The sequence below is a fragment of the Pseudomonas sp. P42 genome (genome assembly GCF_017973755.1).
In the GTDB taxonomy this organism is placed as follows: domain Bacteria; phylum Pseudomonadota; class Gammaproteobacteria; order Pseudomonadales; family Pseudomonadaceae; genus Aquipseudomonas; species Aquipseudomonas iridis.
Genome location: NZ_JACOPU010000001.1, coordinates 87,963 through 101,007, shown reverse-complemented (window position 1 = coordinate 101,007; position 13,045 = coordinate 87,963). Strand labels below are relative to the sequence as shown.

Below are 13,045 nucleotides of genomic sequence, written 5' to 3'. Positions count from 1 at the left end.
AGGTCATAGGCGACTGCGATCAGGTCGGTGATGGCGCCGACGCCGCACTCATGAAAAAACTTGCAACGGCCCAGCTCAGCGCATTGAGGTCAGCCAGATCCAGCTGGTTGACCGACGACGGCGGAATGCCGGCGCACACGGCGATGTATTTGGCCGCGACGTCCATGTCGAGGCTGACTTCTTCGCTCTTGTCGATCTTGTACGGCAGCGCCTTGATCGCTCGCACTTCCTGCACCGTCGGACGGCGCAGGACGAGTTCGGTCAGGGGCTCGCCGTGAGCTTCGATCGCAACTTGAAGCTTCACGGCGCCGCTCATTGCCAGGTCCCCTTGATGCCTTCGAATTTCAGTTCGATGGTGGCGTCATCGCCTTTGGAGACTGGCTCTTCGACCAGGTAAGCGCCGGCCAGCACATAGACTTTGCCGTTGCTGAATTCGCAGGTGACGGTGATATCGGTGCCGTCGATCAGCTTCTTCAGCGGGAAGTCGGGGGTGTGCAGCGCAGTCACTTTGAACGACGGTGCGATGTCGGTTTCCTTGTAGAAACCGGGTACGACGGTTTCGCGTTTGACCGCCATCAACGGGGCTTCGCAGCCGCCATTGATAGTCAGTTGTGCGCCGTCGACCTTGACGTAGCAGGTGCCTGCAATCAGTTGACCCATGGTGTTACTCCCTTTCATAAAAAAGCCCACGCGAGGTGGGCTGAATGCTTGACGTCAAACGCTGCGATCAGGCTGCGTCGTCGTATTGCAGGCGGAATTGGTTGAGCAGTGCGAACACGCGCAGACCGTTGATGTAATCCGGCGGGAACAGTACGTTCACGCGGCTCGGGTCCTGCACGTCGCGCTCGACGATCAGGTGCTCGGCGAACAGTTCGGCGTTCTCTACGTGGCCTTCCAGTTCGAGCTTGGCGTACTGGGCGATCAGCTCACCGCGAATGGTGCTCGGGGTGACGATGGGCTGGCCGGCGCCGAAACGGGTGCCGTCGGAAGCCAGTTTGTGCCGGCCGTACTTGCTGGTGATCACGCTTTGCAGACGACGCACGATGAACGCCGACTGGTGCATGGTTTCGCTGTCCAGGTAGGAGTTGTCAGCCTGGCCGTAAGCGTTTTTCTGGTAGGTGGTGATCGAACGCTGGATGCGCACGTAGCCGCCTTCGTAGTACGCGGTGGCGATGCCGTAGTTGAGCAGCGACTGACGCTCGGTCAGGGTGAAGCGCTCGCTCGCCGGCGCCGGATCGACACCCGGCAGGCTGCCGCTTTGGGTCGGACGGCTGGCGTCGGCGGAGATGAACACCGAGGTGCGTGCAGCCAGTGCGGCGGCTTGTACCCAGACCGGTTGCGGTACGCCCGGCTCCAGCGCCTGAATGGTCATGTGCTGGTCGTTACGCGCCTGGCCTGCAGCGACCAGAGTGCCGACGGTGCCGCGTTTGGCGCTGTAGACGTGACCGAACAGTTGCTTGGCCCACGACCAGCGACCGGTGCTGTCATCCATGACCGCTTGCCAGGTGTTGAGGGTGGCCAGATCCGACCACGGCAGCGCGATGAACTCGAACGGCTCGTCACCCAGTGCCGCGACAGCAGCGATCTGATCGGGCACGCCGGCGCCGCCGGTCATGGCGGTGACTGCGCTGGTCAGGCCAGCCGGGGTTTCTTCGCCGTTGCTCTTGCCCAGGCGATTGAATTGCAGGCTGATGTCATTACCGCTGTCGCCAGTCCATTTGGCAGACAGGGTGACCACACCTTCGGCCGCTGCCGCACTCACCGGGAGATCGGCACTGGCATTGATTTTCTGCGCCAGCGCAGTGGCTGCCTGAGCAGCGGTTGCACCGTTGACCACGGTGGCTTGCACACGCACGCCGCCAACATACAGATTGAGCAGACCCGCCTGAGTCGCGGTGCCGGTCAGGGTCAGCACGCCTTTGGCGACGGCGCCTTCAGCGTTGTGCAGCGGCAGGCACCAGATCTCGCCAATCGGGTCGGCCTTGCGGAAGGTCTCGTACATCGAGGCGAGCATCGAGCCCTGACCACCAATGCTTTTCGCCAGTGCAACGCTGGAGACCAGCACCAGTTTGCCGACCTCGCTCGGGGCGACGTTATCGTTGACCTGAGCGACGATCAAACGGCGCATGGTCGAGCTCGCGCTATTGGCGGCCGAGTTGTCCATTTCGGCATAGAACAGCGGTACACGAATGTCCGCGGGGATGTTGCTGAATCCGATCGCCATTATTTGGCTCCCTGTGGTTTAGCCGCTTTTGCGGTTTTGAGTGTGATATCGCCATCGGCCAGACGTCGGCGCCACCAGGCGCTGTCCAGCACTTCACGGCCTTCGAGGGGCAGCAGATCGCCCGCCTCCGGGTCAGGCACAGCACGGCCAGCGGCCGGCAGTACGGTGATGCGATTGCTCATGGGGTTACCTCTGCAGAGAAAGTCAGTTCCACGCGCCCATCGGGGCCCGGGCGTTTCAGGTTGGGGTCGGCGGGGTCGATCGCATCGACTCGCACGGTGGCCCCGGTAAAGGACGACAAACCGTCCAGTTCACGTTCGTGCCAGCTCTGCGCAGGTTGACCGGGCAGGTTGCGACCGAGCTGGAACTCGGCAAAAAAGCGCAACCGGTAAAACACGCGGCTGCTGTTGATCGAGACCATTTCGCCGCCGTCATAAACGATGGCGTTGTAGTCGTTGTCAGGCTTGAACCCCACCAGCGCGCGCCACAGTTCGCCGCGCAGGTCATGCAACAGATCCAGCGCTTTTGTAGCGTTGGTGGCATCAAGCACGAGGACGATTTCGAAGCGGTCGCGGATCGGTTGAGTGATGAGGTTTTGTGCGGTGCTGCTACTGGCTATATCGGCCATTGGCAGCACATGGGCCGAGGGTATCAGCAGATCGGGATTGCCTTGCAGCAATGCCAGATCAACACCTACCGCAATGTGACTGGCCAGGCTGGGGCATTGCGCACGCAACTGCGTGAGGATCGGGGTGATCTTCATGGGGGTGTTCCTGAGTCGGGGGAGTTATCGCAGACCCAAATGTGGGAGCGAGCCTGCTCGCGAAAGGGGTGGATCAGTCGCCATCACGGTTGAAGGTGCCGGCCTCTTCGCGAGCAGGCTCGCTCCCACAAAGTTTTTGCAGGTATCAGGCTTTCGGATCGAGGCAAGTCGCATCGATCAAACAGCGATAGCTGTTCTCGCGATTGCCGCTGGCGGTGACCTTGTCGATCGACCAGCGCCCACGCATGAAATCAGGCCATGTGTCGTCGAGCAGCACAAGGCCTTCGGCAGCCAGCCTTGGATCACCCGGACAGGTGATTTTCACCTTGTACTTGTGCCGCAACATCTTGCGCACTTCGCCTTCGCCGACGGCGATGACCTCCGCTTCATTGGGTTGCTTCTGGCGGATAGTCTTGAACGGTGCAAGCCCCGTTTCGATCCAGCGCAATACGCTGTAGCCGCATCCACAAAACAGGTTTTGCAGCCCTTGGCCTGTTCGCGGGCGGATTCCTCCAGCGTGGCGCTGATGAAGGCATGATCGCCGGGCCGGTTGTTGCTGGTGACTGACAAGGTGACGTTGGGCAAAATTTTGCCCGACAGTGACTTGGTCTGACCGGGCCGCGCCAGCACGTACACATCGTCGTAGGGTTTGGCGATCACGTTGTACTTTTTGGCCAGGCGCGTCAGGAAGCCCATGTCGGTTTCGTTGGACTGGTCGACGTGATCGATTTTGATCAACGAAACCTCTGGAGCGACACGCGGTGAAAAGCCATGCTGCAAGACCAGTTCACGAAACAATCCACCCAGCGTCGTTGGCCCGTGACTGGCGGTTCGGCGCTGCTTGAAGCCGGTTTCATCATCCTTGCTGAACGGCGCTGCGGTGGCCACCAGGGTCAGGCGAAACGGGAACAGCGTCGGCGTCAGGCGCGTCACTTTGAACTGGCCTTTGTCGACCATTTCCGTCTCCCGATAACCGACCATCAGGCCGATTTTTCCGCCGAGGCTTGGCAGCCCTTCAAGGCCCTCCAGGTCGATGGTCAAGGTCAATTGATCGGACTCGAAACCGGCCGCATCGATGTGTTCCCAACTGATCAGGCGTTGATTGAGCAAGGCCGCATTGGCCCCGTAGATTTTTACTGCCGGGGCCAGCCGTTCAATGATCGGGCCCAGCTGCATGCGCAGTAATGCGTCAAACATCGGTCAGGCCTCCAGCGTGGTGTATTGGTCGGGGTCGTCGATGTTGCTGACCTCCCAGGTGCGGGCGAATTTCGGGATGCCGAGCGGGTCGTCGAGCAAGGTCGGACCGAGGTAAAGAGTCTGGTTGAATGACAACGTCCAGGTTTTGTATGGCTGCTCTGTGCGGATGAGCAATGACGGCAAGCCAGCGATGTTCATCGGCAGATCGCATTGATCGCCGGGCAGGCTCCAGCGGTTGTCGGTGATCAGGTTTTTCAACACGGCAATCAGATCGCACGCTGCAAATGCCGTGGCGGCAAGCGCCGGGACGACTTGCAACGACACCGTCATGACATGAGCAATTCGCCCATCAGCGGCGCGCACTCCCGATGCATTTCGGTCGAAGTCGATTAACACCCAAGCCTGTTCGCCAGGTGCGGTGAAATCGTCGTGATTGCCGACATTGACGTTGAGCGCGGCGGTGTTACGCAGCGTCGTCGCGATGGCTGCAAACAGTTGCGACGGCTGCTGGATCGGTGTTGGCATACATGACCTCCTTTTCAATCGTCCACGCGCAGCCCTGCCGCCAAAATCGCGGCACGGAGAAACAGTCGGGTTTAAGGCTGGTCGCGCGGTGGAACTTCGCAGACGCCGATGCGCTTGGCGGCCCAGCGTTCGTACAGACCGATGGCCACGTCGGCGCCGGCCATTGCCGTCAGGCAACCGAACGCGCCGGCGGCCCAGATCGACAGCCCTGCGGCATACAGCAGCATGATCGCCGACACGCCGCAGATCATGCAGGCGCCGGAGCGCAGGGCCAGGCGCCGCAGCAGTGACCAGCCACGGGCGCCCTCTTTATCGGCACGCCACATTTCGCCGGACACCCCGCCCACTACGGCAAGGAGGATGACCAGCCAGATCGGCATTTCTGCCAGCGCTTGTTGCTCGCTTGTCATGTCACGCCTCCTGGTGTGATGGATGAGTGGTCTGTGTTGGGTTCAATCGTTTTCTCTTGAGGTAGGCATTCCAAAAAGCCCGGCGTTTGAACGCCGGGCTTTTCAGTAATGCGCTCCTTCGCCTTCCTTTAAATCCTGTGTTCAAAAAAGGAAGCTGACTTTTCGGCGCTACTGGCGCGGTACGAGTCCATTCAAATTGTTTTTCCGACCGCGGTCCCTGCCCGCCGGATAACTGCTTCTGGTGCTTTACGCTGCACACCCGGGTCAGTTGCCAACCCTCTGAACCGTTGAGGCCGGTTCATCGCTGCCTGTTCTTGTGGAACTAAAGAGCTTTCGTTTCCAGCCGCTTTGTCGAGCGGCTTGGTGGCAATAATATGCATGAATGCATATACAGTCAATGCGTTAATGCATTTATTTATGCGCGATAAATGCATAGGCGCATGGAAGCCGCATGGATCAAGGTTCCAAGGGTTTTTGACGGGCGAAAAAAAACCCGCCGATGGCGGGTTTTATCTGAGATCGTTGTGATTACCGGGCGTACATGCCCCACCAGAAGACGTGACCGAGGATGACGATTTGCTCCTCCTGGATTTCCTGGAAGCTGTAGTCCTCGTCCGGGTGCTCGTCACGATTGAAGCTGCGCAGTCGAATGCCGGTAGGCAAGCGATAGAGCTGCTTCACCCGCAACTGGCCGTTGTGGTTGATCGCGTACAGATCACCATCAATGATATCGCCGATGCCGCACTTGCCCGCGTTCACGCCGACCGTGGCGCCGTCACGCAGTACCGGCAACATGCTGTTGCCACGCACCGTCACGCATTTGGCCTGGTCGAACTGCACACCGTTATGGCGCAGACTGCGCTTGCCGAAGCGCAGGCTAGAGCGTTCGCTCTCTTCGATGACGAATCTTCCTGATCCTGCTGCCAATTCAACCTCGCGAAGAAACGGCACCGACACCTCGTCGTCATCGACAGGTGTGTCGTCGTCCCACAGCATTATGTCCTTGAGTTCTGCGTGTACGTCACCGCGCCCGGCACCCGCCGACGGCGCGACATCCGCGCGCCCGCGCAACTGATCGGTGCTCACGGCGAAGTACTCGGCGATCTTCGAAATATGTTTATCCGAAGGATCGACGATCTTCCCGCTGAGAATCCGCGAGAGAGTGGATTGAGGCACGCCGGTGCGACGGTGGAGCTCCGTGGGGGAGATCCCGTGCTGATCGAGCAGTGCTCTTAAGACGGAGGATACGTTGCGTTTTTGCATAACGCGCATAATGCTTGAAGTTATTCGCCAAGACAAATGCTGATTTGCATAATAAATGCATATAGCGTCTTTTCGACGAAGGAAATACACAGCGACCCGCGATGCCTGCGTCGAGCAGACTCCCCATGGTAACCTTGCGCCCATCGCGGAAAAGCCCGGTCGTTGTCCCCGCTTTTGCCCTACATCTTTTAACGAGTTGCCTGACAATCCGATGAATAAAGCCGTCTCCGATCTGTCCTCCCACACCCCGATGATGCAGCAATACTGGCGCCTGAAGAATCAGCACCCGGATCAGCTGATGTTCTACCGCATGGGTGACTTCTACGAGATCTTCTATGAAGACGCGAAGAAGGCCGCCAAGCTGCTCGACATCACGCTGACTGCGCGCGGGCAATCGGCGGGACAGGCGATTCCGATGTGTGGGATTCCTTACCACGCCGCAGAAGGTTACCTGGCGAAACTGGTCAAGCTTGGCGAGTCGGTAGTGATCTGCGAGCAGGTTGGCGATCCGGCCACCAGTAAAGGGCCGGTTGATCGTCAAGTGGTGCGGATCATCACGCCGGGCACGGTCAGTGACGAGGCACTGCTCGATGAGCGCCGCGACAACCTGATCGCCGCTGTACTGGGTGACGAGCGCCTGTTTGGTCTGGCGGTGCTGGACATCACCAGCGGCAACTTCACCGTTCTGGAAATCAAGGGCTGGGAAAATCTGCTGGCCGAGCTGGAGCGGGTCAACCCGGTGGAACTGATGATCCCGGATGACTGGCCGAGGGATCTGCCGGCGGAAAAACGCCGTGGCGTGCGGCGTCGTGCGCCGTGGGATTTTGAGCGTGATTCGGCGCTGAAAAGTCTCTGCCAGCAATTTTCCACCCAGGACCTGAAGGGCTTCGGTTGCGAAAACCTGACACTGGCCATCGGCGCTGCCGGATGCCTGCTGGCCTATGCCAAGGAAACCCAGCGCACCGCCCTGCCCCACCTGCGCAGCCTGCGCCACGAACGTCTTGATGACACGGTTGTGCTCGACGGCGCGAGCCGGCGTAATCTAGAGCTCGACACCAACCTGGCCGGGGGCCGTGACAACACCCTGCAATCGGTGGTTGATCGCTGCCAGACCGCCATGGGCAGCCGTTTGCTGACGCGTTGGCTGAACCGTCCGCTGCGTGATCTGACCGTACTGCTGGCGCGTCAGACATCGATCACTTGCCTGCTCGACCGCTATCGTTTCGAAAAATTGCAGCCGCAGCTCAAGGAAATCGGCGACATCGAGCGGATTCTCGCGCGAATCGGCCTGCGCAATGCGCGTCCGCGTGACCTTGCGCGCCTGCGCGACGCCCTTGGCGCGCTGCCTGAACTGCAAGTAGCGATGACCGATCTGGAAGCGCCGCACCTGCAAAGTCTGGCGACGACCACCAGCACTTACCCGGAACTGGCGGCACTGCTGCAAAAAGCCATTATCGACAACCCGCCTGCGGTGATCCGTGACGGTGGCGTGTTGAAGACCGGTTACGACAGCGAACTCGACGAGTTGCAATCGCTAAGCGAAAACGCCGGCCAGTTCCTGATCGATCTGGAAGCCCGGGAAAAGGCTCGCACCGGGCTGTCCCACCTGAAAGTCGGCTACAACCGTATTCACGGCTACTTCATCGAGTTGCCGAGCAAGCAAGCCGAATCGGCACCGGCGGATTACATCCGTCGCCAGACCTTGAAAGGTGCCGAGCGTTTCATCACGCCAGAGCTGAAAGAGTTCGAAGACAAGGCGCTGTCGGCCAAGAGCCGCGCCCTCGCTCGTGAAAAGATGCTCTATGAGGCGCTGCTGGAAGATCTGATCAGCCAGTTGCCACCGCTGCAGGACACGGCCAGCGCGCTGGCCGAGCTGGACGTGCTGAGCAACCTCGCCGAACGCGCACTGAATCTGGATCTGAACTGCCCGCGTTTCGTCAGCGAGCCGTGCATGCGCATCACTCAGGGTCGTCACCCGGTAGTCGAGCAAGTCCTGACCACGCCGTTCGTGGCCAATGACCTGAGTCTGGATGACAACACGCGGATGCTGGTGATCACCGGCCCGAACATGGGCGGTAAATCCACCTACATGCGTCAAACTGCTTTGATCGTGCTGCTGGCACACATCGGCAGCTTCGTGCCGGCGGCCAGTTGCGAACTGTCGTTGGTTGACCGGATCTTCACCCGGATCGGTTCCAGTGATGACCTGGCCGGTGGCCGCTCGACCTTCATGGTGGAAATGAGCGAAACCGCCAACATCCTGCACAACGCCACCGAACGCAGTCTGGTGCTGATGGACGAAGTCGGGCGCGGTACGAGCACCTTCGACGGCCTGTCGCTGGCCTGGGCTGCTGCCGAGCGCTTGGCGCATCTGCGCGCCTACACGCTGTTTGCCACGCACTATTTCGAACTGACTGTGTTGCCGGAAGCCGAGCCGTTGGTGGCCAACGTCCACCTCAACGCGACCGAACATAACGAGCGCATCGTGTTCCTGCACCATGTGCTGCCAGGGCCTGCAAGTCAGAGCTACGGCCTGGCCGTCGCGCAACTGGCGGGCGTACCGAGCGAAGTCATCGTGCGGGCGCGGGAACATCTGGGTCGACTGGAAGAGACCGCGCTGCCCCATGAAGCGCCGAAACCGGTCAAGGGAAAACCCGCAGCGCCGCAGCAGAGCGATATGTTCGCCAGTCTGCCGCACCCCGTACTGGATGAGCTGGCTAAACTGGATATCGACGACATGACTCCTCGTCGTGCTCTGGAAATGCTCTATGCGCTGAAGAACCGGATATAAGCACTGAAGAAGCGGATATAACGCAAACGGCTTCAAGCTGTTAGAATCTCGCGCGGTTTGGGATGCTGCTGGCTAATAGCCTGGCCAGCAGACATCGCTCCCGAACCTGGCGACCCCAACCGTGAAGGGGCAACGCTGCCGCCGCCTGAGGAGAGAACTAGAAATGACCTTCGTCGTCACCGACAACTGCATCAAGTGCAAGTACACCGACTGCGTAGAAGTCTGTCCGGTGGACTGCTTTTACGAAGGCCCGAACTTCCTGGTGATTCACCCGGATGAGTGCATCGACTGCGCCCTGTGCGAACCAGAATGCCCGGCCGTAGCCATTTTCTCCGAGGACGAAGTTCCGGAAGAGATGCAGGAATTCATCCAGCTGAACGTTGAGTTGGCCGAAATCTGGCCGAACATCACCGAGAAGAAAGAATCGCTGCCGGATGCCGAAGAGTGGGATGGCGTCAAAGGCAAGATCAAAGACCTCGAACGCTGATCTGTCACGCGCTCGAAAAAAAGGCCCCTTGCGGGCCTTTTTGCTTTTGCGGGTTTTACTTTTTTGCAGACAAAAAAAGGGGCGGTTTGACCCGCCCACATTTTTCCCTATTCCCTGTGTTCCCTTTCATCGTCCTGATGAATCGCATCCTGCGATGTCCATTCCCCTCTTCCTTGAAGGGCGTGTCTGTCCGTCGACACAACCCCGATACTAGAGAATTTCCCGGCAAGAGCAATGCGTCCTGAGCGCTCAAACGGTCCGTCACAAACGCTTCATATTAAAAAATAATCATATTAATCAATTGGTTAAAAACAGCCCATTAAAAAACAGACACCTTCCACCGTGTAAAAATAACGAACACTTACGAAACAGTAAGAAAAGGCTTACAGAGCGAGACTACAAATCTCGACCGATAGCTTTTGCAGGAGCTGCCGAAGGCTCGGGCCGAGATTCAACGCGAATTCCAGGCAACAAAAAGCCCCGAACCAGTCGGGGCTTTTTGCGGGTGGTCGTTTGAAGCGCTTACTGAAACAGCGACTCGCTCGACAGGCCATTCTTCTCAAGGATTTCGCGAAGGCGCTTGAGGCCTTCTACCTGGATCTGTCTTACCCGCTCCCGGGTCAGGCCGATCTCCAGGCCTACATCTTCCAGCGTACTGCTCTCGTGGCCGCGCAGGCCGAAGCGGCGGATGACCACCTCGCGCTGCTTGTCGGTCAGCTCCGACAGCCACTGATCGATGCTCTGCGACAGGTCATCGTCCTGCAGCAGTTCGCACGGATCGGTCGGACGATCATCGGTAAGTGTGTCCAGCAGGGTTTTATCCGAATCCGGACCCAGCGAGACGTCGACCGAAGAAACACGCTCGTTCAGGCCCAGCATGCGCTTGACCTCACCCACCGGTTTTTCCAGCAGGTTGGCGATTTCTTCGGGTGAAGGTTCGTGGTCGAGTTTCTGCGTCAGCTCCCGTGCAGCCCGCAGGTACACATTGAGCTCCTTGACCACATGGATCGGCAACCGAATGGTTCGGGTCTGATTCATGATCGCGCGCTCGATGGTCTGACGAATCCACCAGGTCGCGTAGGTCGAGAAGCGGAAGCCGCGCTCGGGGTCGAACTTTTCTACCGCGCGGATCAAGCCGAGGTTGCCCTCTTCGATCAGATCCAGCAACGACAGCCCCCGATTGACGTAACGCCGGGCGATTTTCACCACCAGCCGCAGGTTACTTTCAATCATGCGCTTGCGCCCGGCCGGATCGCCACTTTGCGACAAGCGCGCAAAATGAACTTCTTCCTCGGGGGAGAGCAATGGGGAAAAGCCGATTTCGTTGAGATACAACTGCGTGGCATCAAGTGCCCGAGTGTAATCGATGTATTTATGTTGTTTAAGTGTGGCGGATTGTTTGGATTTGGAACGAACGGAAGGTGGAGCAGCCCCTTCATCATTCGACATCGAAGATTCCGAATCGATGCCGGCCTCCATAAGGAGAACCTCATCGTCGATGTCAAACTCCGGCACTTCTTTACTGAGAGCCATTGTTATAGTCCTTTGGTGAGTTCGACCCCAAGCTCAAGCGACGCCTCTATCCTTGGCAACGCTGGAGCCTGTCCCCTCTACGCGACGGAACAGGCTGGATTGCAAATCAACGCCTTGGCAGGAACTGCAGCGGATCTACTGGTTTACCTTGTCGGCGAATCTCAAAATGCAGTTTCACCCGGTCTGTACCCGTTGACCCCATTTCGGCAATTGTCTGTCCGACTTTGACCTGCTGTCCCTCCCGAACCAACAGCCTGCGGTTATGTCCGTAAGCACTGACGTAGGTTTCGCTGTGTTTGATGATGACTAATTCGCCGTAGCCCCTTAAGCCACTCCCGGCGTAAACCACCGTCCCATCAGACGCAGCTAAAACAGGCTGTCCCAAATCCCCGGCGATATCAATTCCTTTATTCAAACTACCGTTTGAAGAGAATTTACCAATCAGAATGCCATTAGATGGCCATCCCCAGCCGGTCGGGGCTGGACCGGCTGGAGGCATTGGAGCCGAGGTTTGCTTGTTGGCGACGGACGGTACAGCCCCAGCAGAACCGCGGGTTGTGGTGGTCGTTGTGCCATTTGCCTGGCGCCGGATTACCGTGGTTTTGCTGGACGATGATGGCGAAGAACTGGCGCTGCTCACCACGGCAGTCGGCGTTGAACCGGTACGCCCGTCGAAGCGAATTGTCTGACCCGGATGGATCGTATACGGCGTAGGAATATTGTTCCGCGCCGCGAGGGCTTTGTAGTCCCAGCCGTAGCGAAATGCGATGGAAAACATCGTATCGCCCGGACGGACTACATATTGACCGGTCGTCACGGTAGGACGCTGTGCGGCCGCGCCGTTGCGATCGACTACCCGGACATTGCTCGATTTGGTGCTGGAGCAACCCACCAGCAAGGTGCTCAAGACAAGGCCAGTCACCAGGCGCTGAAAGCTCGTGTTACCCATACGCTGCGCAATGACAGTGAGACTCACCCGCCGCTCCCTTTGTGGTGGCTGAAAAATTCGAATGCCGAACTCCGGCATGAGGTGTCGCAAGTATAACGGGCCGAATCGGCTTTACCTTTAATGAAGCGAAATCGCTTCACGCACACGTTTGCAAGCTGACAGTCTGCTGCGTTTAAACGATCGCCGCCGGTGTAAGACCAAAGCCAGCGAAAGGAATTCAGCGCCGTTGAACAAATGCTCAGGCCAGTGGACCATTGAGCAATGGCACGAAACGCACGGCGCCTAAAACGTGTCGAGAAAAACCATTTTCTTCGCGCACGATCAGCATCAATTGCTGCACTTCTCCGGAACCGACCGGAATCACCAATCGCCCGCCCGGTGCCAGTTGATCAAGCAACGCTTGCGGCACATCGGTGGCCACGGCAGTGACAATAATGCCGTTGTACGGTGCCAGCGCCGGCCAGCCTTCCCAACCGTCGCCCCAACGAAACACCACGTTGCGCAAATTGAGTTCGACCAGACGCTCCTTGGCCCGATCCTGCAAGACCTTGATGCGCTCGACCGAGAACACCCGCTCAACCAGTTGCGACAACACGGCAGTCTGGTAACCGGAACCGGTACCGATCTCCAGCACCTTGTCCAACGGACCAGCCTCCAACAGCAGCTCGCTCATGCGCGCCACCATATAAGGTTGGGAGATGGTCTGGTTATGGCCGATCGGCAGCGCAGTATCCTCATAAGCGCGGTGCGCCAACGCTTCGTCTACGAACAGGTGACGCGGCGTGCGCCGGATGACTTCCAGCACCTTGGCGTTGGACAGTCCTTCTTCATACAAACGCTGGATCAAACGCTCCCGCGTGCGCTGGGACGTCATGCCGATGCCGCTACGCATTCTGTCTTCGT

At 58.7% G+C, this 13,045-nt stretch carries 13 protein-coding genes and 1 pseudogene; 2 read left to right on the top strand and 12 right to left on the bottom strand.

Features of this window, described 5'->3' with window-relative positions:
• Positions 1–19 precede the first annotated feature (19 nt).
• The 9 genes and pseudogenes from H8B20_RS00460 to H8B20_RS00420 form a co-directional block, all read right to left on the bottom strand.
• Entirely contained in the window at positions 20–316 is a 297-nt protein-coding gene (locus H8B20_RS00460) for a phage tail assembly protein (protein WP_007908778.1), read from the bottom strand.
• Positions 313–660: a phage tail tube protein gene (locus tag H8B20_RS00455; RefSeq protein ID WP_042557909.1), complete on the bottom strand. Its 348-nt coding sequence runs from the start codon at positions 658–660 to the stop codon at positions 313–315. Before H8B20_RS00455 ends, H8B20_RS00460 begins: the two co-directional genes overlap by 4 nt.
• Before the next feature lie 67 nt (positions 661–727).
• Positions 728–2,224: a phage tail sheath subtilisin-like domain-containing protein gene (locus tag H8B20_RS00450; protein ID WP_210622053.1), complete on the bottom strand. Its 1,497-nt coding sequence runs from the start codon at positions 2,222–2,224 to the stop codon at positions 728–730.
• Positions 2,224–2,406 (bottom strand): DUF2635 domain-containing protein, encoded by a 183-nt coding sequence (locus H8B20_RS00445; RefSeq protein ID WP_003222219.1) that lies wholly within the window; start codon positions 2,404–2,406, stop codon positions 2,224–2,226. The genes H8B20_RS00450 and H8B20_RS00445 overlap by 1 nt, the downstream gene beginning before the upstream one ends.
• Positions 2,403–2,987, bottom strand: a complete 585-nt coding sequence (locus tag H8B20_RS00440) for a phage tail terminator protein (RefSeq protein ID WP_210622052.1) — start codon at positions 2,985–2,987, stop codon at positions 2,403–2,405. The genes H8B20_RS00445 and H8B20_RS00440 overlap by 4 nt, the downstream gene beginning before the upstream one ends.
• A gap of 145 nt (positions 2,988–3,132) precedes the next feature.
• Positions 3,133–4,163, bottom strand: a pseudogene (locus H8B20_RS00435) (phage late control D family protein).
• A gap of 24 nt (positions 4,164–4,187) precedes the next feature.
• Positions 4,188–4,709: a hypothetical protein gene (locus tag H8B20_RS00430; protein WP_210622051.1), complete on the bottom strand. Its 522-nt coding sequence runs from the start codon at positions 4,707–4,709 to the stop codon at positions 4,188–4,190.
• Positions 4,710–4,780: 71 nt separating this feature from the next.
• Positions 4,781–5,119: a phage holin family protein gene (locus H8B20_RS00425; protein WP_047299923.1), complete on the bottom strand. Its 339-nt coding sequence runs from the start codon at positions 5,117–5,119 to the stop codon at positions 4,781–4,783.
• A 528-nt stretch (positions 5,120–5,647) separates the two neighbouring features.
• Complete coding sequence (locus tag H8B20_RS00420) at positions 5,648–6,391, bottom strand: LexA family transcriptional regulator (RefSeq protein WP_080895993.1); 744 nt, start codon at positions 6,389–6,391, stop codon at positions 5,648–5,650.
• 202 nt (positions 6,392–6,593) lie between these two features.
• Between H8B20_RS00420 and mutS the strand changes: the two genes are divergently transcribed.
• Together mutS and fdxA are read left to right on the top strand one after the other, a co-directional pair.
• Positions 6,594–9,173, top strand: coding sequence for a DNA mismatch repair protein MutS (mutS, locus tag H8B20_RS00415; protein ID WP_210622050.1), 2,580 nt, complete (start codon positions 6,594–6,596; stop codon positions 9,171–9,173).
• A gap of 163 nt (positions 9,174–9,336) precedes the next feature.
• The gene (gene fdxA, locus H8B20_RS00410) at positions 9,337–9,660 is read left to right on the top strand and encodes a ferredoxin FdxA (protein ID WP_007908827.1); all 324 of its coding nucleotides are present in this window, start codon (positions 9,337–9,339) and stop codon (positions 9,658–9,660) included.
• A gap of 522 nt (positions 9,661–10,182) precedes the next feature.
• Here the strand turns inward: fdxA and rpoS are convergent.
• From rpoS to H8B20_RS00395, 3 genes are all read right to left on the bottom strand, one after another.
• Positions 10,183–11,193 (bottom strand): RNA polymerase sigma factor RpoS, encoded by a 1,011-nt coding sequence (gene rpoS / locus H8B20_RS00405; protein ID WP_150594510.1) that lies wholly within the window; start codon positions 11,191–11,193, stop codon positions 10,183–10,185.
• A 106-nt stretch (positions 11,194–11,299) separates the two neighbouring features.
• Entirely contained in the window at positions 11,300–12,169 is an 870-nt protein-coding gene (locus H8B20_RS00400) for a peptidoglycan DD-metalloendopeptidase family protein (protein WP_210622049.1), read from the bottom strand.
• A gap of 211 nt (positions 12,170–12,380) precedes the next feature.
• Positions 12,381–13,016, bottom strand: a complete 636-nt coding sequence (locus tag H8B20_RS00395) for a protein-L-isoaspartate(D-aspartate) O-methyltransferase (RefSeq protein WP_170947254.1) — start codon at positions 13,014–13,016, stop codon at positions 12,381–12,383.
• Positions 13,017–13,045 lie beyond the last annotated feature (29 nt).